General features: G+C 40.1%; 20 protein-coding genes. 14 read left to right on the plus strand and 6 right to left on the minus strand.

All coding sequences use genetic code 11. The features are described 5' to 3' along the window. From VJ937_RS00745 to VJ937_RS00760, 4 genes are all read left to right on the plus strand, one after another. Positions 1-278: hypothetical protein (locus VJ937_RS00745; protein ID WP_324065010.1), on the plus strand; the 278-nt coding region annotated here is incomplete at its 5' end. 1407 nt (positions 279-1685) lie between these two features. Next, on the plus strand, positions 1686-2261 hold the full coding sequence (locus VJ937_RS00750; RefSeq protein WP_324065011.1) for a hydrolase: 576 nt from the start codon (positions 1686-1688) through the stop codon (positions 2259-2261). A 229-nt stretch (positions 2262-2490) separates the two neighbouring features. After that, positions 2491-2799: a DUF6922 domain-containing protein gene (locus tag VJ937_RS00755; RefSeq protein ID WP_324065012.1), complete on the plus strand. Its 309-nt coding sequence runs from the start codon at positions 2491-2493 to the stop codon at positions 2797-2799. Then, positions 2754-3359: a nucleotidyl transferase AbiEii/AbiGii toxin family protein gene (locus tag VJ937_RS00760; protein ID WP_324065013.1), complete on the plus strand. Its 606-nt coding sequence runs from the start codon at positions 2754-2756 to the stop codon at positions 3357-3359. The genes VJ937_RS00755 and VJ937_RS00760 overlap by 46 nt, the downstream gene beginning before the upstream one ends. A 375-nt stretch (positions 3360-3734) precedes the next feature. Here the strand turns inward: VJ937_RS00760 and VJ937_RS00765 are convergent, their stop codons facing one another. From VJ937_RS00765 to VJ937_RS00775, 3 genes are all read right to left on the minus strand, one after another. Next, positions 3735-5189 carry a PAS domain-containing sensor histidine kinase gene (locus VJ937_RS00765; protein WP_324065014.1) on the minus strand — a complete coding sequence of 485 codons (1455 nt, stop codon included), beginning with the start codon at positions 5187-5189 and terminating at the stop codon, positions 3735-3737. Between the two features lie 157 nt (positions 5190-5346). Continuing rightward, positions 5347-6063: a sulfite exporter TauE/SafE family protein gene (locus VJ937_RS00770; protein WP_324065015.1), complete on the minus strand. Its 717-nt coding sequence runs from the start codon at positions 6061-6063 to the stop codon at positions 5347-5349. Positions 6064-6146: 83 nt separating this feature from the next. Further along, entirely contained in the window at positions 6147-7034 is an 888-nt protein-coding gene (locus VJ937_RS00775) for a LysR substrate-binding domain-containing protein (protein ID WP_324065016.1), read from the minus strand. Between the two features lie 208 nt (positions 7035-7242). Between VJ937_RS00775 and VJ937_RS00780 the strand changes: the two genes are divergently transcribed. The 5 genes from VJ937_RS00780 to queA are packed head-to-tail and all read left to right on the plus strand — an operon-like array spanning position 7243 to position 10962. Beyond that, complete coding sequence (locus tag VJ937_RS00780) at positions 7243-8121, plus strand: cell division protein FtsX (RefSeq protein WP_324065017.1); 879 nt, start codon at positions 7243-7245, stop codon at positions 8119-8121. An 11-nt stretch (positions 8122-8132) separates the two neighbouring features. Further along, entirely contained in the window at positions 8133-8384 is a 252-nt protein-coding gene (locus VJ937_RS00785) for a DUF3098 domain-containing protein (RefSeq protein WP_324065018.1), read from the plus strand. 15 nt (positions 8385-8399) lie between these two features. After that, a complete protein-coding gene (locus VJ937_RS00790) occupies positions 8400-9185 on the plus strand; it encodes an undecaprenyl-diphosphate phosphatase (RefSeq protein WP_324065019.1) in 786 nt (261 codons plus the stop codon). A 2-nt stretch (positions 9186-9187) separates the two neighbouring features. Then, positions 9188-9916, plus strand: coding sequence for a tRNA pseudouridine(55) synthase TruB (gene truB, locus VJ937_RS00795; RefSeq protein WP_324065020.1), 729 nt, complete (start codon positions 9188-9190; stop codon positions 9914-9916). After that, on the plus strand, positions 9913-10962 hold the full coding sequence (queA, locus tag VJ937_RS00800; RefSeq protein WP_324065021.1) for a tRNA preQ1(34) S-adenosylmethionine ribosyltransferase-isomerase QueA: 1050 nt from the start codon (positions 9913-9915) through the stop codon (positions 10960-10962). The genes truB and queA overlap by 4 nt, the downstream gene beginning before the upstream one ends. Before the next feature lie 73 nt (positions 10963-11035). On the opposite strand, the gene infB is transcribed toward queA, so the two are convergent. The 3 genes from infB to rimP are packed head-to-tail and all read right to left on the minus strand — an operon-like array spanning position 11036 to position 15708. Further along, complete coding sequence (gene infB, locus VJ937_RS00805; RefSeq protein WP_324065022.1) at positions 11036-13936, minus strand: translation initiation factor IF-2; 2901 nt, start codon at positions 13934-13936, stop codon at positions 11036-11038. 58 nt (positions 13937-13994) lie between these two features. Beyond that, positions 13995-15230, minus strand: coding sequence for a transcription termination factor NusA (nusA, locus tag VJ937_RS00810; protein WP_324065023.1), 1236 nt, complete (start codon positions 15228-15230; stop codon positions 13995-13997). A 13-nt stretch (positions 15231-15243) separates the two neighbouring features. Continuing rightward, positions 15244-15708 (minus strand): ribosome assembly cofactor RimP, encoded by a 465-nt coding sequence (rimP, locus tag VJ937_RS00815; protein ID WP_057953015.1) that lies wholly within the window; start codon positions 15706-15708, stop codon positions 15244-15246. A 148-nt stretch (positions 15709-15856) separates the two neighbouring features. Here rimP and VJ937_RS00820 point away from each other — a divergent pair, with 148 nt between their 5' ends. The 5 genes from VJ937_RS00820 (at position 15857) to asnS (ending at position 22147) form a co-directional block, all read left to right on the plus strand. Beyond that, on the plus strand, positions 15857-17080 hold the full coding sequence (locus VJ937_RS00820) for an HD domain-containing protein (protein WP_414706381.1): 1224 nt from the start codon (positions 15857-15859) through the stop codon (positions 17078-17080). 76 nt (positions 17081-17156) lie between these two features. Continuing rightward, positions 17157-18179, plus strand: coding sequence for a UDP-3-O-(3-hydroxymyristoyl)glucosamine N-acyltransferase (lpxD, locus tag VJ937_RS00825; protein WP_324065051.1), 1023 nt, complete (start codon positions 17157-17159; stop codon positions 18177-18179). 21 nt (positions 18180-18200) lie between these two features. Beyond that, a complete protein-coding gene (locus VJ937_RS00830) occupies positions 18201-19061 on the plus strand; it encodes a hypothetical protein (protein WP_324065024.1) in 861 nt (286 codons plus the stop codon). Positions 19062-19206: 145 nt separating this feature from the next. Further along, entirely contained in the window at positions 19207-20685 is a 1479-nt protein-coding gene (cysS, locus tag VJ937_RS00835; protein WP_324065025.1) for a cysteine--tRNA ligase, read from the plus strand. A gap of 22 nt (positions 20686-20707) precedes the next feature. Beyond that, entirely contained in the window at positions 20708-22147 is a 1440-nt protein-coding gene (gene asnS / locus VJ937_RS00840; protein WP_324065026.1) for an asparagine--tRNA ligase, read from the plus strand. Positions 22148-22164: the final 17 nt, after the last annotated feature.

Consider the following 22164-nt stretch of genomic DNA (forward strand, 5'->3'; position numbering starts at 1 on the left):
TTCCAAGGCATGGCAATTTGATTTTTACATCAAATTTCAACCTAAAAAGTGTAAACTATGTCCCTTTAACGTACCTGAAAGACACCAACGTAGCTAACCATATTCGTTTTACACCACACTTTCCGGCCCAAATTGTGCCACTTAAACAAGAACCGATATCCCAGTTCTCTAAGTACCCTCACCCGAAGGCAAAAGCTAAACCAGGATCACGGTTCCGTGATTTTTTTAAAAACATTTCTCGCGGAGTTACGCTGAGTACTTCGCTGAGGTTTCGCTGAGAGCTCTGCGTAACTTTGCGAAAAACTCTGCGGGACTCTGCGAGAAACAAATGGTTTAAAAGCCCCAGAGCATCTTCAAGACGCACCGGGTCTATGCAACGATAGCTTTTGGATATTCTGATTTGATTTGTGCCACCTATTCCGGTTCAAATTGTGCCACAAAAGCAAGTATCATTACCCAGTTCTCTAAGTACCCTCACCCGAAGGCAAAAGCTAAACCAGGATCACGGTTTCGTGATTTTTTTAAAAACATTTCCCGAGTTGCGCTGAGTGCTTCGCTGACCTGCCTGTTTGGCAGACAGGGTTTCGCTGAAAACTCTGCGCAGCTTTGCGGTAAACTCTGCGAGCTTCTGCGAGAGAAAAAGGTTTTAAAAGACTCTGTGTGTCTTCAAGACACGCCGGTTCTGCTCTGCTATTCTGAATTGATTTGTGCCACCTTTCCCGGTTCAAATTGTGTCACCTCAAGAAACCAATCCGGTTCAATCACAACCACCATTCTCTGAGTAGCCTTGTGCGAAGGCAAGCGCGAATCGAAGAGAACGGATTCGTAATTTTTATAAAAAAGTTCTCGCAGAGTTCCGCAAAGTATTCCGCGGAGTTTCGCTGAACACTCTGCGCAACTTTGCGGCAAACTCTGCGAGCCTCTGCGAGAAAAAAAGGTATTAAAAGACCCAGTGCGTCTTGGAGCCGCGCCGGGTCTATGCAACAATAGCTTCTGGATATTTTGATTTGATTTGTGCCACCTATTCCGGTTCAAATTGTGCCACCTCAAAAAAACCAATCCGGTTCAATCACAACCACCATTCTCTGAGTGGCCTCGTGCGAAGGCAAGTGCGAAACGAAGTGAACGGTTTTGTATTTTCCCAAAATATTACTCACAGTGCTATGCTAAGTGCTTCGCTGAGTTTCACGGAGTTGCTTAGCGGGACTTTGCTCGAGGACTTTTTTCGTAGCCTCCGTTGCGTGAAATTTTTTTGATTGCTTCGGGCAATGGCTTGCCGGAGTTTTGCAGATAGCAGGTCAAAGTGAAGTGGATTAAGTAATTAAGTGGATTGGTGTGTTATATTGCTCAGGCGTAAGTAGTAAATGTACTTCATAATTGTTTAATGATTAAAAGCTTCTTCGTGTCAATTCGTGGACAAAAACTAACATCGCAGGCGATGGTTGACGTGTAAATGACATTCCCTCCTTCACTCCCTGCTAAAAATATCAATAACTTTGTATAAATATAAATGCAAACGGGAAATGAATAAAAAAGATATCTCGCCCAAAAGCTTTTTTTCTTTCTTCCATTGATAGTCCTTAAATTCTTAATGGTTAGTTCTTAAACTTTTGAACCATGAAGGCATGAAGAAAAAATAGGAAAATTCTTAGCTTTGTTTTCTAACCAAAACGTAAATAAAAAGCATGCAACCCACCCGCGAACAAACACTCGAGCTTTTACAGAAGTATAATCAGAATCCCGGCCTCATCAAACATGCGCTTGCTGTGGAGGCTACCATGCGGCATTTTGCCCGCCATTTTAACGAAGAAGAGGAGAAATGGGGCGTTATTGGACTTATTCACGATCTCGATTATGAGCAATACCCGGAGCAGCATTGTACCATGACCAAACAGATTCTGGAAGAAAACAATTGGCCCGGGGACTATATTCGCGCTGTATTGAGCCACGGCTGGCAAATTTGTACCGATATTAAGCCCGAAACACTGCTCGAAAAAACACTTTACACCATCGATGAGCTTACCGGGCTGGTTACCACTTCGGCTTTGGTGCGTCCTTCAAAAAGCATTTTGGACATGAAAGCCAAGTCGGTAAAAAAGAAATGGAAAGACAAACGTTTTGCAGCTAAAATTGACCGTACTATCATCGAACGTGGTGCCGAAATGCTGGATATGGAGCTGAGCCAAATTATCACACTCACCATCGAAGGTATGGCGACAATTGCGGACCAATTGGAATTAGACGGAAGACTGGCAGATTAGTTTTAAAGTCAGGAGTGTTTTTTGAACCATTAAGACATTAAGAATAGTTAAGGAGAAAGGGAATTAAGTATGTCTTAATGAACCTTAAATTCTTAATGGTTAATCTTTTTAAACCATTAAGGCATTAAGGAAAATTCAGATGGGAATTTATTTTCCCTTAATGAATCTTAACTTCTTAATGGTTTTAAAAATTACTTTTCATTAACTTTGTATAAAACCATCCGGAAATATGAACGACAAAAACATATCGTCCAAAGACTTTTCTCCGCACCTTTTCTGGGATGTTGATGTGGAAACGCTGGATCTGGAAAAACATAAAGCATACGTTATCCGAAGAGCAATGGAATACGGGAAAATAAAAGATTGGAATTTGCTCAAAACCCGTTATTCCATGGATGAAATTAAAGATGCAATTATTTCTGCACGCTCGATAGATCCAAAAGTAATAAGCTTTGTTGCTCTGCTTACCAATACACCTTTAAATTCATTTCGATGTTACACAAATCAGCAGTCAAACCCGAGCTTTTACGGATATTAGATCAAGTAATGCAAATAGATGCATTCTCTGATTTAAGGATGGTTGGAGGTACAGCTCTTGCCTTGCAAATTGGGCATCGGGAGTCTATTGATATTGATCTTTTTGGTAAAATTGCTTTTTTGGAACAAGAAAAAAACATTGAACTAACCGGCAATGTTGAGGTGCTAAAAAAATCAAAAAACATTAATGTACTATCTATCGACAACATAAAAGTAGACATAGTAAACTATAAATATCCGTGGATTTCGCCGTTAATTGAGGAAGATAATTATCGACTTGCATCAATAAAGGATATCGGAGCCATGAAACTCAGTGCCATTACAGGTCGAGGAACTAAAAAAGATTTTATTGATCTTTATTACCTGCTTAAAATGTTTTCTTTTGATGAATTATTTAATTTCTATAGTGAAAAGTTTGATGATGGTAATCTATTTCTTGTCAAAAAAAGTTTGGCCTATTTTGATGATGCAGAACCTGAGCCGATGCCGGTTATGAAAGAAAAAATCAACTGGGAAGAAATTAAGTCGCAATTGCAAGAGTTAATGCGGAAGTTTCTTTGAATTAAAAGTCATCTGATTCCCTTTTTCAAACTCGCCAGCCACTTAAAGGCCTCCCTTAATAATTTTTAACTTCGGGTACTGAGCATGTCGAAGTATAATGGTTAGGTTTTTAATTAGAACCATTAAGGCATTAAGAAGAGTTAAGAACCAGGTATCTTTTTTTCTTAATGTTCCTTCACTTCTTAATGGTTAGTTTTTTTGAAACCATTAAGGCATTAAGAATAGTTGAGTACCAGGGAGGTTTTCTTCTTAATGTTACTTGATTTCTTAATAGGTTGGTAAGTATTTTTGAACCATTAAGGCATTAAGTATGGTTAAGTGCCACGTAGATTTTCCCTTTTAAAGCTCGTTAACTTCTAAAGGTTGGTAAGCTATTCAGGATCGGGTGTTTTGAGGCAATTTTACGGTAAATTTACTGCCTTTGCCGGGCTCACTCTCTACTTCGATTTGACCGTTGTGTTTATCCACAAATTCTTTACACAAAATAAGGCCCAGTCCTGTACCTTTTTCCTCCTCTGTGCCGGGAAATGATTCATTTGAATCTATTCTGAATAATTTTTGCTGTTGTTCGGGCTCAATACCCTGTCCGATGTCTTCCACTTCCAGCAATACACTGTTGTTTTGCTGTGTAATAGAAAGATTGACGGTAGTATTGCGATAGCTGAATTTAATGGCATTGCTTACCAAATTTCGTAAAATGGTATTTAGCATGTTGTGATCTGCCATGAGTGTAATATCTGATGCAATGGTAGATTCTATTTTTATTTCTTTACTCCTTGCAGGTTCATCGAAAAACATCAATACCGATTGCACTAATTCATGCAGATTAATTTTTTCGGGCCTGAAAGTAATTTTTCCCCTCTGCGAACGCGACCAATCCAATAAGTTCGATAGTAATTCGCCTCCACTACGGGCAGTGGAATAAATGGCGCGGGCATACTTTTCAATGTTGTCGTACTGCCCCTTTTTCAATTGTCTTAACATGAGCTCGCTGAATCCCATAAAAGCCGTAAAAGGGTTGCGTAAATCGTGTGAAATAATACTGAAAAACTTATCCTTCGTGGCCATTAATGTCTTTAGTTGATCTTCTTTCTCTTTTTTTGCGGTTATATCATATGTAAAACCATAAGCAATTACTTCGTCACCTTTAAGTTCGCCTTTTCCGCATGATGAGAACCAGGCCAGGCTTCCATCTGCTTTTTTTACCTGGTAGCGAACTGTGAATGTTTGCCCCGGATTTTCAATTCCTGATTGAATGGTTTCTCTAAGTTTATCCAGGTATTCGGGTAATATAAAGCTAAAATATTTGTCCCAGTCGCTATTAATTGTTCCCGGTGGTTGGCCTAGCAGTTGATCTACCGAATTCGAGATGTAGGTTTCTGAAATTTGGCCGTCTTTCGAAACTTTTGCTTTCCATATGGAGTTTGGTATTGAATCAGTTATAATTTCTAATTCTTTGATTTTATCACTTAGTTTGTCTTCGAGATTTTGCTGTTCTGTAATATTTCTTAATGCGGTTACCCTGATGTTTTCTCCTTTGTGATTAATGTTTTTGGCCTCTATTTCACAGGGAAATATGGTGCCGTTTTTACGTAAAGCCAGCACTTTGTATGGCTGGGCATAATTTTCTTTCATTTTTTGCGCAACCAGCGCTCTGTCCTCAGGGTGAATCCAATCGGTTCCCGGTCGGCCAATGGCCTCTTCGTCGGTATAGCCAAAAATGTCTTTCGCTGCTTGATTTTGCGCTATACATATGCCTTTTTTTGAAAGGAAAAGGGCCTCAAAAGATAGACTGGCGAATAGATGATTTAAAGGTTTGTTTTTACTCATATTGCTGTTCATTTGGTGCATCCTTGAGTGCTTAGCGGTACCTGGCTGTAATTTCGAAAATTATAAAAAAACGAACCAAATAAACAGGTATTATTATGGTGTTTTGGCTTTGTTTTTCTGATTAATGAGGGCTTTTATGGGTATAATCATGTGGTTTTCACCCTAAAAGCAATACTACACACGATACCAGGCTCATTACAATGCTGAATTGTCGAAACAGAACCGTTGATACTTTTTTGTTGAGTTTTTTGCCCACAAATGACCCAATAAATAGTAAAGGCAGGAACAGAGCGATCATTTCAAGTGATTTTGTTGTTAGTATGCCTGAAAAATAGTAAGCTATGAGCGCTATAATTGCAGTAATCAGGCTAAACCAGGCAAATATTTCGCGAAATTGTTGTTTGCCTGTATTGGCAAAATTCAGAAATAGTGCCAGCGGAGGGCCACTTATGGATATGCACCCGGTTAAAAATCCACAGAGTGCCCCGGCCAACTTATACCAGGGTTTTTTAATTACCGGATGGTAGCGTACCTTTAATAAAGAAATGCCTGACAGAAGGATAAAAAAAAGTGCCACAAATTTAGCCAGGTGGTCCTCAGATATAAAATTTAGTGCAACTACCCCCAGTATTGTGAAAATAGCGCCAAATAATATGAGCCCCTTGAATGGCTTGCTAACTAATTTTTGCTCTTTTTTTTGTAATAAAATAAGGGCCGAAGACAATAGATTTGAGATCATTAATACCGGAATAAGTTCCAGTGGACTGTACCAAAACATCAAAAGTGGCAGGGATACCATTGCAAATCCAAAACCTGTAATGCCTTTTATAAGTGAGGCTAATAGTACGATAAGTATTATCCAGACAATTTCCATTTAGACTTTCCATTTTACAATCTGAATACAAATATAAGGCAGTATTATAACCAGGTCAAATGGTAAAAAATTATTCAGAATAACTAAAAGTTATAATTAAAAAGGAAGTTTATGAGCGTTTCCGGGATTTTATACTCATGGCCCTGTAATCGTGCAAACCTGAATTGGCGGTAAATCCGCAGGTTGGCGATGTTTAATTTTTTAAGCACGTTCAATTGCAGTTCTTTATCGATAGCTTTTTCTGACAGCAAGGCTATACCATCAAATTTTGGGAGGAAATTTTTAATTGCTTCCGTGCTGCCCAGGTGCATGTGAATATTTAGTTTTTCAAGGTTAATACCCTGCTTTTTTAATTCGTTATAAATCACTTCCAGAGTGCCAGAGCCCTGTTCCCTGAGTACGATGGGTGTTTGTTGTATTTCTTCTGCTGAAAGGGCATTGCGACGGGCAAAAGCACTTTGACTTCCGGTGACAATAATGATTTCATCGTCCATAAACTTTTGATACCGTATACCTGCTTTCGATGAGGCATTTTCGACAACAGCCAGATCAATTTTATTTTCGATAAGTAGTTGCTCCATTTCAAAAGAGTTGCCGTTAAAAAGGCTGACGTTTATTCCGGGATACCGGTGGTGAAAACTTGCAATAGCGGAGGGTATGACGTATTGTGAAATGGTGGAGCTTGCTCCAATACTTAGCGCTCCTTTGACATGACCATGTTGCCGGCTTAGTTCAAATTCCATTTCGGCATATTGCTGGTGTATTTGTTTTAAGTGCCGATAGGTAATTTTGCCTTGCCGGGTAAGATAAATTTTATTGCCTTTGCGTTCGAACAGGGCTTCATTAAGTTGTCGCTCAAGCTCCCTGATGTGTTTTGTTATTGCTGGCTGGCTTATAAAAAGCTCATCAGCTGCTTTTGAAAAGCTCAGGTTTTCGGCAACTGCTATAAAAACCATATCTCTGAAGTTCATAATACCCTGGGTTTATTCTGTCGAAGTTACATTTTTAGAACAAAATTCCGGGTCTGTACATAAATTAATTTGGGCCTTTGTCCCACGATTATGCACAACAATTTAAATTCCATGTTATTTGGTTGGTATTTTAGGACTTTACGTGTATTTTTGTAAACTTTAGCTAAAAGTGCCCGGTAATGGCTTTAAATTTAAAGCAAACCTAACCATGAAGCCCAGAGAAGAACGATCATCGAAAAGACGCCTGAGAACTTCATACATCACCACGGTAGTTTCTATTACCCTGGTGCTATTTATGTTGGGTATTATGGGGCTTCTATTGCTTAATGCCAAGAAACTTTCTGATTATGTGCGCGAAAATATCGGTTTCAGCATTATTCTGAAAGAAGAAGTGAAAGAACCCGATGTTTTGCGATTACAAAAAGTTATTGAATCGCGTGATTTTGTAAAAACTACTACGCACATAAGTAAAGCAGAAGCAGCAAAAGAGCTGCAGCAAGATCTTGGAGAAGATTTTATTGACTTTATCGGATATAACCCCTTACCAGTTTCAATTGATGTTAATTTAATAGCCCGTTATGCCAACAATGACAGCATTAGGAAAATAGAGCAAGAATTGCTTCAGTTTCCGCAAATTAAAGAGGTTTGGTACCAAAAATCGTTGGTACATTTGATGAATGAAAATATTCGTAAAATCACTCTGATTTTACTTGGATTTGCTGCCTTGTTGCTGTTTATTTCCATTGTTTTAATCAACAATACAATACGCCTGTCGGTGTATTCCAAGCGTTTTATTATCAACACCATGAGGTTGGTAGGAGCCACAAGGTATTTTATTCGTGGGCCCTTCCTTCGAACGAGTGCATTGCATGGAATATACAGTGGCCTTTTTGCCAATGCCATGTTGTTTGCGGTTATTTATCTTGTTGGTAATGAGTTTCCCGAAATCAGTGTATTTACCGACCCCTTTGTCATGGGAATTTTAACGAGTGGAATTATTATTGTAGGTATCGTAATCTCATTCTTTTCAACCCTGTTTGCAGTGAATAAATATTTACGAATCAGTACAGATAAATTATATTTTTAAATCCATATACAATGGCCGAAAAAAAATCAAACAAACTTACATTTGCCATCCCGAAAGATAGTTATAAGCATTTACTGATCGGATTTGGAGTCGTTATTATCGGCTTTTTGCTTATGATGGGAGGTGGCTCAGATAATCCGGAGGAATTTAGCCGCGAGATTTTTTCTTTTCGCCGCATAACACTTGCACCCCTTTTTGTTCTGGCTGGTTTTATATACATTATGTGGGCCATTATGCGCAAACCCAAAAAGAAAGAGGATTAATAAGCAGAAGAAGAAATGGAGTGGATTGAAGCGCTGATTCTGGGGTTGATCCAGGGACTTACTGAGTTTTTGCCTGTATCGAGCAGTGGACACCTTGAAATTGGAAAACACTTATTGGGTGTTGAGGCCCGTGAGAGCCTTATGTTTACTGTAGCGGTACACGGCGCTACCGTTTTGAGCACCATTGTGGTTTTCAGACATGACCTGGCTGAGATTATAAGTGGTACCCTCAAATTTCAGTGGAATAAAGAAACCAAATACGTTTTTTATATCATGCTTTCCATGGTTCCTGTGGCTATAATAGGGCTCTTTTTTAAAGATAATGTGGAGCAGTTTTTTGGAGGTGAGAATCTTGTTTTTGTAGGCGCTATGCTTTTGGTTACGTCAGCGCTGTTGGCTTTTGCCCATTTCTGGAGAAGTGGAAAGCGGGAGATTAAACCCGGAAATGCCTTTGTTATTGGTATAGCCCAGGCATTTGCTGTTTTGCCCGGTATTAGCCGGTCCGGGGCCACCATCTCTACCGGCCTGCTCTTGGGAGTTGATAAAAAGCGCATAGCACGTTTCTCATTCTTAATGGTGCTGATCCCCATACTGGGTGAGAATTTTCTCGATTTAGTAAGTGGAGAAATGACAGCAAATAGTGAAATTGGCACACTACCGCTGCTCGTAGGATTTGTAGCAGCATTTTTGTCTGGTTGGCTGGCCTGCCGCTGGATGATCAATATTGTAAAACGCGGTAAACTTATTTGGTTTGCTGTTTATTGCGTAGTTGTGGGTAGCATAGCCATTATTGCCGGATAATTATGGATATAGATACAATCAGGGAAGTTTACCGTTCGGGAAGGGTTGTTTTAATTAATAAACCACTGCATTGGACCTCTTTTGACGTAGTAAACAAAATCAGATGGCACCTGACCCGTGCCCTCGAAATAAAGAAAATTAAGGTGGGCCATGCCGGTACACTTGATCCGCTTGCTGGCGGGTTGCTTATTGTTTGTATTGGCAAAGCCACAAAAATGATTGAATTTATACAGGATGCACCTAAAACCTATGTGGCGGGTATTGACCTGGGTGCTACAACACCGTCGTACGATCTTGAGACAGAAATTGATCAGGAATATCCTGTAGATCATATTACAGAGCAGTTGGTTGAGAATGTGTTGAACGAATTTAAAGGATCGCAAATGCAAATGCCTCCTGTTTTTTCAGCAAAAAAAGTTAATGGAAAACCAGCCTATGAATACGCAAGAAAAAACATTGATGTGGCATTAAAAGCAAAAAATGTGTTTTTTCATGAAATTGATTTGCAGTATTTTGAACCAAAACATATAAATGTACGTATTAAATGCAGCAAGGGTACTTACATTAGGTCATTTGCCCACGACCTTGGCAAAAAACTCAATAGTGGTGCATATTTGCAAGAATTAACAAGAACAGCAATCGGGCAATTTTCATTGGATGATGCCTGGTCGCTTGATCAATATATCAATAAAATTAATCGATTAAACAAATATAAAGTTGGTGAGTTATGAAGTTGTCCCAGTTTAATTACAAACTACCAGAAGAGCTAATAGCTCTACATCCTGCCCATAACCGTGATGAATCGCGTTTGATGGTTGTTCATCGCGACAGCGGTAAAATTGAGCATAAGGTATTTAAAGATGTGCTCAACTATTTCAAAGAGGATGATGCCATGATTTTTAATAATACCAAGGTTTTTCCTGCCCGTCTTTATGGCAATAAGGAGAAAACAGGTGCTAAAATCGAGGTCTTTTTGTTGCGCGAATTAAATCGCGATCAGCGTTTATGGGACGTCTTGGTAGACCCGGCGCGGAAAATACGTATTGGCAATAAGCTCTATTTTGGTGAGAATAATTCACTTGTTGCAGAAGTTATTGATAATACCACCAGTCGTGGACGTACTTTACGTTTTTTATTCGACGGACCGTATGAGGAGTTTAAGAAAACACTTTATGCCCATGGCGAAACGCCGCTGCCAAAATTTATTAAAAGAGAGGTCAAAGAAGAAGATCGGGATCGTTATCAAACCATTTATGCCAAACATGAAGGTGCAGTAGCAGCTCCTACGGCCGGCATGCATTTTAGCCGCGAGCTCATGAAGCGTTTGGAGATTTTAGGTGTAAATTTTGGTTTTGTTACCCTGCATGTGGGATTGGGTAATTTTAGAACTGTAGAGGTTGAAGATTTAACGAAACATAAAATGGATTCGGAGCAAATTCTCATTACCGATGATGCTGCTAATATTGTGAACAGTGCCCGGGAGCGCAAAAGTAGTATTTGCGCCGTAGGTACAACCGTTATGCGTACGCTGGAGAGCTCTGTTTCGACTAACGGTATGGTAAAGCCATATGATGGCTGGACCAACAAATTTATTTTTCCGCCTTATGAGTTTAGTGTAGCTGATAGCATGATTTCAAATTTTCATTTGCCGCTTTCAACTTTATTAATGATGGTAAGCGCATTTGGAGGTTATGATCTTATCAAAGATGCATACCAGACTGCAATTAAGGAGAAATATCGTTTTGGTACTTATGGCGATGCCATGCTTATTTTATGATAATTTGACGCGATTTTTATCATAAAAAAAACCTGACGTGGCAACGTCAGGTTTTTTGGTTTTATAGGCTTTTCTATAGTGTTTTTTTCACTTCAACTTCCTTAAATGACTCTACCATGTCGCCAACTTTAATATCGTTAAAATTCTCGATATTCAGGCCACATTCGTATCCTGAAGCAACTTCTTTAACGTCGTCTTTGAATCGTTTAAGTGAACCGAGTTCTCCGGTATAAACCACAATTCCTTCGCGAATAAGTCGTACTTTAGAGTTGCGGTATATTTTTCCTTCGCGCACTATACATCCGGCTACTTTACCAACTTTAGTGATTTTGAATACGGTCAGCACTTCTGCAGTACCGGTCACTTCCTCTTTGATGTCTGGAGAAAGCATACCTTCCATTGCATCTCTGATTTCGTTGATGGCATCGTAAATAACGGAATATAGTCTGATGTCGATTTCCTCTCTTTCTGCAAGTTTGCGTGCAGCTATTGACGGACGTACCTGGAACCCAACAATAATTGCGTTCGATGCTGCAGCAAGCAGGATATCTGATTCAGATATTTGTCCCACACCTTTGTGGATAACATTTACCTGTATTTCTTCAGTAGAAAGCTTAATCATTGAATCGGCGAGCGCTTCAATAGAACCATCCACATCACCTTTTACAATAATGTTAAGTTCCTGGAAGTTACCAATGGCAATACGTCTGCCGATTTCGTCAAGTGTAATGTGTTTTTGTGCGCGTAAGCCCTGCTCTCGTTGTAATTGCTCACGTTTATTGGCAATATCTTTGGCTTCGGCGTCGCTTTCCATAATGTTGAATTTGTCACCTGCCTGCGGTGCGCCGTTCAGACCAAGAATCTGAACCGGTACTGCCGGGCCAGCTTCTTCTATGCGTGCGCCACGCTCGTTATACATAGCTTTTATGTGGCCATAGTATGAGCCGGCCAGAATAATGTTGCCAATTTGCAGTGTACCTGCTTCTACAAGCACTGTGGCTACATATCCGCGACCTCTGTCGAGTGAGCTTTCAATTACGGTTCCTGTAGCTTTCTTGTCTGCATTAGCTTTCAGATCGAGTAGTTCAGCTTCGAGCAATACTTTTTCAAGCAATTCCTCGATATTAACGCCATTTTTTGCCGATATATCTTGTGACTGATATTTACCACCCCATTCTTCGACCAAAAGGTTCATTTGCGCCAGCTCTTCTTTGATTTTTTCTGCACTTGCACCGGGTTTGTCAATTTTGTTTATGGCAAACACAATTGGTACACCTGCTGCCTGGGCGTGGTTAATAGCCTCTTTAGTTTGAGGCATAATATTGTCATCAGCTGCAATGATGATAATCGCCACATCGGTAATTTGGGCTCCGCGGGCACGCATTGCTGTAAATGCTTCGTGACCTGGTGTGTCCAAAAATGTGATGCGCTTGCCATCATCAAGTTTTACATTATATGCACCAATGTGCTGCGTAATACCACCTGCTTCACCGGCAATAACGTTTTCTTTACGTATATGGTCAAGCAATGATGTTTTTCCATGGTCTACGTGACCCATGACTGTAACAATTGGTGGGCGTGGAGTGAGTTCTTCCGGATCGTCTTCTTCCTCCGTTTCAATTGCATCAAGTACTTCGGCACTTACAAATTCTACTTTGTAATTGAACTCATCTGCTACAAGCGACATTGTTTCTGCATCAAGACGTTGGTTGATTGAAACAAAAAGTCCGAGATTCATACAGGTGGCAATAACATCTGTGGCCGGAACGTTCATCATGTTGGCCAGCTCATTTACCGAAACAAATTCGGTAACTTTAAGGATGTTCTTATCCTGTTCCTGTTGCTGTATTTCTTCTTCCTGCTTGCGCTGAACAGCATCACGTTTATCACGACGATATTTGGCACCCTTACTTTTACCTTTTGAGGTTAATCTTGAGAGGGTTTCCTTAATTTGCTTTTGTACGTCCTCCTCATTTACCTCAGGTCTTGTAGGTTTTTTCTTTCTCTTTTTCTTCGGGAAATCCTTTTTGTCGGTGTGTTGCTTTTGGCGCTGCTTGTTATCATTGCGCTCCTTGTTTACGTCAACCTTATCTTTACGGATGCGTTTTCTGCGCTTTTTCTTTTTGCGCGAATCATCTTGATTCTTAGGCTGTTCTTTAGGTAAGTCAATTTTACCAACTACGGTCGGACCAGAAAGCTTTTCAACTTTCGATTCTATAAAGTCGCTATCTTTTTCCTCTTTTTTGGGAGCCTGTTTCTTCTCTGGCTCTTTCTTGGGTTTCTCCTGCTCAGCAGATTTGGGCGTTGGTTTTGCTTTCTTAGGCTGAGGGGCCTCTTTTTGCTTTTTAGCTTCTGGCTTTGGCGCTTCTTTAGGTTTAGATTGAGCTGGTTTCTCCTTTTCAGGTTGTGCCTTACTCTTTTCCTTTTTCTCAGTAGACTTATCTTCTGACTTCTTCTTCGGACGCGCCTTTTTTACATTGTCCAGGTTAATTTTTCCAACAACTTTAGGTTGGTTCTCCTGCTTTTCTTCTTTCGTACTTTCAGGTTTTTCCTCTTTCGGTTGTTCCTGCTTTTTGCTGGAAGTATCCTCTTTTTTCTCCTCTTTTACTTCTTCCTTCTTCTCTTCTTCTTTTGCTTCTGGCGATGCAGTTTTTCCTGAGCTCAGGTCTTTAATCATCACCTCATCTCCCTCCTCGTCGTCCTCTTCGTTGTCTTCTTCTTTTTTGTCGATTGTTACCACTTCCGGGTTTGACCTATGGGTGCCAAGACTCAGTTTTTCTGATTCTTTTTTCATTTTACCGTCCTGGCTGTATTCAGCCACCAGCATGTCATATACCTCCGGACTTATCTTTGTGTTAGGATTTGCCTTGATATCAAGTCCTTGTTTATCAAAGAAATCGATAATGGTAGAAATCCCCACATTTAATTCCTTGGCAACTTTACTTAAACGTATCGACTTTTTGCCTTGTGTCATATATTGTCCTTAACTTTATTTTGCGAATATAATAGGAATTATTATAAATTCTCCAAAATTATTCGAATTCAGCCTTTAATATGTTGAGAACGTCGTCAATCGACTCTTCTTCCAGGTCAGTTCTCGACATTAATTCATCTTTTGGTATTTCAAGTACAGATTTGGCTGTGTCGCAACCTATACCTTTGAGTGTATCAATTACCCAACCGTCAATTTCATCAGAAAATTCTTCCAGATCCACATCTTCGTCATCTTCAGCAAGCTCACGGTAAACATCGATTTCGTAACCGGTGAGTAAACTTGCAAGCTTAATGTTGCTTCCGCTTTTGCCGATGGCCAGTGAAACCTGATCGGGCATAAGGTAAACATCGGCTTTGCTGTTTTCCTCATCGATTTTAATGGTTGATATTTTGGCCGGACTTAATGACCTTGAAATATACAATTGTAAATTATTGGTGTAATTAATGACATCGATGTTTTCGTTTCTTAACTCACGCACAATGCCATGTATTCTGGCCCCTTTCATACCCACGCAGGCGCCTACAGGATCGATGCGGTCGTCGTATGACTCCACAGCAACTTTGGCGCGTTCGCCCGGCATACGCACAATTTTTTTAATTGTAATAAGACCGTCAAATATTTCAGGTACTTCAAGTTCGAACAGGCGCTCCAGAAATTCTGGTGCTGTACGTGAAAGAATAATAAAGGGGTTGTTGTTTTTAAACTCAACCTTAATTACAACTGCACGTACGCTGTCGCCTTTGCGGAAGTAGTCTGAAGGTATTTGCTCTTCTTTTGGTAAGATAAGCTCATTGCCTTCGTCATCTACAATGAGAATTTCGCGCTTCCATACCTGGTAAACTTCTCCGGTGATGATTTCGCCTATGCGATCTTTGTATTTCCCGAAAATGTGCTCTTTCTCAAGCTCCAGAATACGCGAAGTTAAATTCTGGCGAATTGAAAGAATGGCTCTGCGACCAAAATCTTCAATGGTTACTTCGTCTGTTACTTCTTCACCAACTTCGTAGTCTTCATCAATTTTTTTAGCGTCAGATAATTTTATCTGCGTGTATTCATCCTCAAACTCATCGTCTGCTACTACGTCGCGGTTGCGCCAGATTTCGAAGTCACCTTTATCAATGTTGATAATGATGTCGAAGTGTTCATCGCCACCATAATGTTTACGCAAAACATTGCGAAATACATCCTCTAAAACACGCATCATGGTAGCTCTGTCAATATTCTTGAGCTCTTTGAATTCCAGAAAAGTATCAATCAAATTTACGTTCTGCATGGTTACAAATTTTTTAAAAACGAATGATTGTTTTCGCCGAGGCTATATGCTCCAGCGATATGGCCTCATTATTTATCTTTTTTTCTTTTTTCTTTTTACCGGGTTCTTTGTAGGTTTCTTCGTACTGCAAGACAATTTCATTCTCTTTAACTTCTGTGATTTTACCCTCAAATGTGGTACCGTCCTTTAAAATCACTCTTACTTCCTCTCCCTTATGTTTCTCGTATTGCTCAATAACCTTAAAAGGCTGGTCGAGCCCGGGCGAAGAAACCTGCAATTCGAAATCTTCCTGATCGCGATCGAGTTTTGATTCGATGAATCTTGATACCCGAACACATTCATCTATCGGCATGCCCTCGAACCCATCTATGTATACGAAGATTTTATTGTCATTGGTTGCTTTTATTTCTACCAAAAAACTATCAGTGTCCTCAATGGCCTCATTAACAATCTTCGTTATGGTTGTTTTGTCTAACATAATGATAAAAAATTAGGGGACTATTGCCCCCCAAAAACTTTTTCTTGCGTTTTACGGTGCAAAAATACAAATAAATAAAAACAAAAAAAATATTTGTCTGAAAATTAATGATTTTAACTTTATGTCTTCAATTCAAAACCATTGTTTTATGTCAATAATACGCAACCGAAAAATTCTTAATGACCCGGTTTATGGCTTTATAAATATTCCAGATGGACTGCTTTACGAAATCATACACCATCCTTATTTTCAGCGGCTACGCCGAATTCGCCAACTTGGAATGAGTTACCTGGTTTATCCGGGAGCTACGCACACCAGGTTTCTACACACGTTGGGAAGCTTTCATCTTACCAATACAGCCTTGTCAATACTTAAAGAAAAAGGTGTTTCCGTTTCTGATCAGGAATCAGAAGCAGTATTGGCGGCTATATTGCTGCATGATATTGGCCATGGCCCCTTTTCTCACGCTTTGGAAGATTTAATCGTACCCAATATCAGGCACGAAGAACTTTCATTGGCCTACATGCAGTTTTTTAACAGGAAGTACAATGGGGCACTTGACAAGGCCATTGATATATTTTCAGGAGGATACAAGCATAAGTTTTTGCACGCATTGGTGAGTTCCCAGCTTGATGCCGATAGACTGGATTACCTGAAGCGGGATAGTTTTTTTACAGGCGTTTCTGAAGGGGTAATCAGCACCGATCGCATCATAAAAATGCTCAACGTAGTTGACGATGAGTTGGTGGTTGATATCAAAGGTATTTATTCGGTAGAGAAGTTTTTAATTGCCAGACGCCTAATGTACTGGCAGGTGTATTTGCACAAAACCGTGGTGTCTTCAGAAATGCTTTTACGCAACATTATCATCCGCGCAAGGGAACTAACAATGAAAGGTAAGAAATTGTGGGGGCCACCGGCTTTAATTTTTTTCCTCTCGAATACACAATTTATTTTAGATGATAAAATGCTGGAGCATTTTGCTATGTTGGATGACGATGATATGACCGCTTCATTAAAAATTTGGCAGTATGACGAAGATCCTGTGTTGAGCCGGTTATGTGCCATGTATATTCAGCGTAATTTATTTAAAATAAGGTTGCAAAGTGAGCCATTTACAACAGAAGAGATTGCCAGATTAAAGCAGCGTGTATCAGAAACTTTTAACCTCGCCCCGGAGGAAGCAGCTTATTTCGTTGTTTCCGATATGTTGACAAATAATGCTTACAAACCCGATAGCGGAATCATCAAAGTGCTGAACAAAGATGGTTCAACTTCCGATTTGGCCGACGTTTCAGACATGTTCGACCATGAGATTTTGTCGCAAACCGTTAAAAAATACTTCCTTTGCTTCCCGCGAGAATTAGCCTAAATTTATTACTTTTGTTGTGAACACGTGAGTGATAGATAATTTGAATCAAAAGCTTATTTAAAAGATTAACCCAATGATGGAATTTACAGCCGCCCAAATTGCTGAAGCACTTCAGGGAAAAGTTGAAGGCGACGAAAATGTGAAAGTAAATAATGTGGCACCAATAGAACAGGGAAAACCCGGAACACTTAGTTTTTTATCTAATCCAAAATATACTGAATATATTTATGGTACTGAGGCCAGTATTGTGATTGTAAATGAAGATTTTAAGCCGGAGAAACCAGTTAAGGCTGCACTTATTAAGGTGCCCGACGCTTATCAGGCATTTGCCACGTTACTGAGTATGTACGAGCAAGCTAAGCCAGTCCCTGAGGGCATTGATTCAATGAGTAAAATTGATGATACTGCCAAAGTCGGAGAAAAAGTATTTGTAGATACATTTGCTGTTATTGGTAAGAATGCTAAAATTGGCGATCGTGTGCAAATTCATGCGCAGGCTTATGTAGGCAATAATGTGACTATTGGAGCAGGTACAATTATTTACCCGGGTGTGAAAATTTATCACGATTGTGTTATAGGAAAACAGGTAACCATACATGCCGGAGCCGTTATTGGGGCCGATGGTTTTGGTTTTGCACCCAAGAAAGGCGAAAACTACCAGAAAATACCGCAAATTGGCAATGTAGTGCTGGAAGATCACGTGGAGATTGGGGCCAATACCTGTATTGACCGGGCTACGATGGGTTCAACAATTATTCGTGAAGGCGTAAAACTCGATAACCTTATTCAGGTTGCCCACAATGTAGAAATTGGTCACCATACGGTTATGGCCTCCCAGGTTGGAATTAGCGGATCGACCAAGATAGGTAAGGATTGTATGTTTGGCGGACAAGTTGGTTTAGCCGGCCATATTAATATTGGTGATAATGTAAAAGCCGGTGCGCAGGCCGGAATTAGCGGAAACATTAAAGATAACCAAACAGTGCTGGGCTCACCTGCTATTAGTTACATCCGTGAACGTAAGGCCATGGCTGTTTACAGGAACTTACCCGAGCTTTGGCGTAAATTAAACGATTTAGAGCAAAAACTTAATAATTAAAAATTGATGCATTAAATGCGTATGCACAGGTTCATTCATATCTCTTTGTTGCTGCTTTTTGCTGTAGCTTGCTATCAAAGCAATGCCCAGGTATATGAGCTTTACAAAGGAGATACGATTAATCGTGTAGATGCACAGATGCGCAAACAGGGGCAATGGATTTATTTTTACGATGATGCACGAACCCAGGTAAAGATGCGGGGTGAATTTGTGAATAATAAACGTGTTGGCCTTTGGGTGAAATATTACGAAAATGGTAACCGAAAACATGAAGTTACTTATCAAAAAGGTAAAACAATTGGCCCTGCAAGATTTTATTACAAAAATGGTATAATCAGAGAAGAAGGAAAATGGGTTGTAAAGCATTGGGTCGGCGAATACCGGTATTACCATGAAAACGGTAAATTGTCATATGAGTTCTTTTATAATGGAGAGGGAGAGCGCACCGGAGCGCAAAATTATTACTATGAATCGGGTGATTTGATGATTAATGGAACCTGGAAAGACGGCAAAAAAACCGGAACACTTACGGAATATTATAAAGATGGTACAGTAAAGTCCGAAAAAGTGTTTGAAGAAGGAAATTATAAGCAGGCGCAAAGCAGTAATTTTGAAAAAGGTGAAAAGCCCGGGGGTGAGATTGTAAAGAAAAAGTCTGAAAAACTAACTTTTACAGGGCAGTACCGGAAAATTGGCCCCACGGGTTTGCTGTTGCAACGCGGATATTTTAAAGACGGTGAATTGTATAATGGTAAATGGCACTTTTATGATGTAAACGGTAATAGATACATGACCAAGGTGCTTGAGGAGAAAAAGGTTGTGAAAGTTATTGAATACGATGATCAGGATACTACTCCCACTGAAAAAACACCTGAAAATTAACTATTGTAATAGAATCCAGGTGTTTAATCTCCACTCAAAACATTTTGTTATTCAGCTAATTTGAAATTATCGTGCCATAAGCATTAATTTATTGCGGAAGCTTTATAATTTTGTGCTCTAATCCAAATTAATCAAATAGACAACTATGTCGCAGGATTTTACAATTTACAATACACTGAGTCGAAAGAAGGAAATTTTTAAACCTATAACCCCCGGTTATGTGGGTATGTATGTGTGTGGTCCGACTGTATACGGTGAAGCCCACTTAGGACATGCCCGGCCGGCCATTACATTTGATTTACTGTTTCGTTATCTCAGACATTTGGGTTATAAGGTACGCTATGTGCGAAATATAACAGATGTTGGGCACCTGGTTGACGATGCTGATGAAGGAGAAGATAAAATTGAGAAAAAGGCACGCCTTGAGCAACTTGAGCCTATGGAGATTGTGCAGCAGTACACTGTAGGTTACCATAAAAACATGGAGCAACTCAATACGCTGCCACCCAGTATCGAACCCCGTGCAACCGGCCATATTATGGAGCAAATTGATGCGGTAAAAAGAATTGTTGAGCAGGGTTACGGTTATGAAGCAGAGGGATCAGTCTATTTCGATGTGGAAAAATACGCCAAAGACCACGATTACGGAAAACTATCAGGACGCAAACTTGAAGACATGCTCGAGAATACGCGTGAGCTCGAAGGGCAATCGGAGAAAAAGAGTAGTGCCGATTTTGCATTGTGGAAAAAGGCCGACCATACGCATCTTATGCGATGGGAAGCTCCTTGGAGCGATGGCGTTCCCGGATGGCACATGGAGTGTACAGCTATGAGCACAAAGTACCTGGGAGAGACCTTTGATATACACGGAGGAGGAGCTGATTTGAAATTTCCGCATCATGAAGCAGAAATAGCCCAGAGTGTTGGTGCATATGGCAAAGAATCAGTCAATTATTGGATGCACAATAATCTTATAACCATTAATGGTCAAAAAATGGGTAAGTCACTGGGCAATTTTATTACCCTGAATGAACTCTTCAGCGGTAAACATGAACTGCTCGAGCAGGCATATTCACCCATGACAGTTAGGTTTTTTATTCTTCAGGCACATTATCGCAGCACACTTGATTTTAGTAATGAAGCCCTGCAGGCAGCGCAAAAAGGCTTTGATCGCTTAATGAAAGCAATAGAGTTGTTGCCAGGGCTCAAAGCCTCAGATAATAGCACAATTGATGTTGATAAGCTCATTGCAGATACCTGGAGTGCCATGCAGGACGATTTGAATACCCCGGTGGCCCTGGCTCATTTGTTCGATGGAGTAAAATGGATCAATGCAATTCATGATGGACATCAGAAAGCTACGCAGGCAGACCTTACCAAATTGAGTGATTTTATTAATCAATTTGTTTTTGACGTGCTGGGCTTAACAAACGAAACAGAGAAAGAGCAGAGTAGTGGTGATGATAAGCTTAATGAGGTGATAACCCTGTTGCTTAACTTGCGCAACGAGGCCAAAGCAGCTAAAGATTATGCCACGGCTGATAAAATACGCGATCAACTTAAAGAAATCGGAGTTGTTGTAAAAGACAAAAAAGACGGTTTTGAATGGGAAATAGTAGAGTGAGAAATAACGAAAAACAATAAATATGAAGCGAATCCGCATTAGTGAACTTTTAGAGTCAAAAGAGTTCGGGAAAGAAGTAACTATAATGGGATGGGTAAAAACCATCAGAGGAAGTAAAAATGTGTCATTTATTGCATTAAATGATGGTTCGTGTTTAAAGAATATGCAGATTGTAGCCGATGCAGAGAAGATTCCGGCTGAAATTACAGAGCGTATTCATACAGGCGCAGCACTTAAAGTCGTAGGTGAGCTTGTTGAGTCTCAGGGAAAAGGGCAAATCAACGAAATTCAGGCCGGCACTATAGACGTATTGGGAGAAGCTGATCCAGATCATTTTCCAATTCAGCCAAAGCGTCATAGCCTGGAATTTTTAAGAGAAAATGCCCATTTGCGTTTCCGTACCAATCTTTTTGGCGCCATAACCCGGGTTCGCCACCATATGATATTTGCTATACACAAATTTTTCAACGATCGTGGGTTCTATAATATCCACTCACCTATCGTTACCGGTAGCGATGCAGAAGGTGCCGGAGAAATGTTCCAGATTACAACCCTGGACCTGAAAAACCCACCAAAAACAGATGACGGTGAAATTGATTTTAGTAAAGATTTTTTCGGGAAAGCCACTAATTTAACTGTTTCAGGTCAGCTCGAAGCTGAATTAGCTGCATTAGCCATGTCGCAGGTTTATACTTTTGGACCCACTTTCAGAGCCGAAAATAGTAATACCAGCCGTCACCTTGCTGAGTTCTGGATGATTGAACCCGAAGTGGCCTTTGCCGATATCGTTGATAATATGGATCTGGCAGAAGATATGCTTAAATATTTGGTGCAATATGCCCTGGACAACTGCAAAGAAGATTTGGAGTTTTTGCAGCAGCGCCTGGCAAATGAGGATAAGCAGAAACCTCAGAATGAGCGTTCAATGCCACTGATAGAAAAGCTTAACTTTGTGCTTGAAAACAACTTTGAGCGCATTACCTATACCGATGCCATTAATATTTTGAAAAATTCGAAACCCAACAAAAAGAAAAAATTTAATTACGTGATTGAGGAGTGGGGTGCCGATATTCAATCGGAGCATGAGCGGTATTTGGTAGAAAAACATTTTAAAAAGCCGGTAATTATAACCGATTATCCGAAAGACATCAAAGCATTCTACATGAAGCAGAATGATGATGACAAGACTGTTGCCGCAATGGATGTCCTTTTTCCTCAAATTGGTGAAATTATAGGAGGTTCGCAGCGTGAGGAGAATTACGACAAACTCATGAAGCGCATAAAAGAGATGGATATACCAGAGGAAACAATGTGGTGGTTCCTCGATACTCGTAAATACGGGACTGTTCCCCATGCCGGGTTCGGCCTTGGTTTTGAGCGCCTTATGTTGTTTGTGACCGGAATGACAAATATCAGAGACGTAATTCCTTTCCCACGCTTTCCGAAAAGTGCAGAATTTTAATTAATTTTAGCTACAAA

The organism is Salinivirga sp., assembly GCF_035268865.1.
In the GTDB taxonomy this organism is placed as follows: Bacteria; Bacteroidota; Bacteroidia; order Bacteroidales; family Salinivirgaceae; genus Salinivirga.

Excerpts from the sequence above, each read along its gene's own strand:
- VJ937_RS00750 (WP_324065011.1), top strand. The coding sequence starts at position 1,686 with ATGCAACCCACCCGCGAACAAACACTCGAGCTTTTACAGAAGTATAAT.
- VJ937_RS00755 (WP_324065012.1), top strand. The coding sequence starts at position 2,491 with ATGAACGACAAAAACATATCGTCCAAAGACTTTTCTCCGCACCTTTTC.
- VJ937_RS00760 (WP_324065013.1), top strand. The coding sequence starts at position 2,754 with ATGTTACACAAATCAGCAGTCAAACCCGAGCTTTTACGGATATTAGAT.
- VJ937_RS00765 (WP_324065014.1), bottom strand. The coding sequence starts at position 5,189 with ATGAGTAAAAACAAACCTTTAAATCATCTATTCGCCAGTCTATCTTTT.
- VJ937_RS00770 (WP_324065015.1), bottom strand. The coding sequence starts at position 6,063 with ATGGAAATTGTCTGGATAATACTTATCGTACTATTAGCCTCACTTATA.
- VJ937_RS00775 (WP_324065016.1), bottom strand. The coding sequence starts at position 7,034 with ATGAACTTCAGAGATATGGTTTTTATAGCAGTTGCCGAAAACCTGAGC.
- VJ937_RS00780 (WP_324065017.1), top strand. The coding sequence starts at position 7,243 with ATGAAGCCCAGAGAAGAACGATCATCGAAAAGACGCCTGAGAACTTCA.
- VJ937_RS00785 (WP_324065018.1), top strand. The coding sequence starts at position 8,133 with ATGGCCGAAAAAAAATCAAACAAACTTACATTTGCCATCCCGAAAGAT.
- VJ937_RS00790 (WP_324065019.1), top strand. The coding sequence starts at position 8,400 with ATGGAGTGGATTGAAGCGCTGATTCTGGGGTTGATCCAGGGACTTACT.
- truB (WP_324065020.1), top strand. The coding sequence starts at position 9,188 with ATGGATATAGATACAATCAGGGAAGTTTACCGTTCGGGAAGGGTTGTT.
- queA (WP_324065021.1), top strand. The coding sequence starts at position 9,913 with ATGAAGTTGTCCCAGTTTAATTACAAACTACCAGAAGAGCTAATAGCT.
- infB (WP_324065022.1), bottom strand. The coding sequence starts at position 13,936 with ATGACACAAGGCAAAAAGTCGATACGTTTAAGTAAAGTTGCCAAGGAA.
- nusA (WP_324065023.1), bottom strand. The coding sequence starts at position 15,230 with ATGCAGAACGTAAATTTGATTGATACTTTTCTGGAATTCAAAGAGCTC.
- rimP (WP_057953015.1), bottom strand. The coding sequence starts at position 15,708 with ATGTTAGACAAAACAACCATAACGAAGATTGTTAATGAGGCCATTGAG.
- VJ937_RS00820 (WP_414706381.1), top strand. The coding sequence starts at position 15,857 with ATGTCAATAATACGCAACCGAAAAATTCTTAATGACCCGGTTTATGGC.
- lpxD (WP_324065051.1), top strand. The coding sequence starts at position 17,157 with ATGGAATTTACAGCCGCCCAAATTGCTGAAGCACTTCAGGGAAAAGTT.
- VJ937_RS00830 (WP_324065024.1), top strand. The coding sequence starts at position 18,201 with ATGCACAGGTTCATTCATATCTCTTTGTTGCTGCTTTTTGCTGTAGCT.
- cysS (WP_324065025.1), top strand. The coding sequence starts at position 19,207 with ATGTCGCAGGATTTTACAATTTACAATACACTGAGTCGAAAGAAGGAA.
- asnS (WP_324065026.1), top strand. The coding sequence starts at position 20,708 with ATGAAGCGAATCCGCATTAGTGAACTTTTAGAGTCAAAAGAGTTCGGG.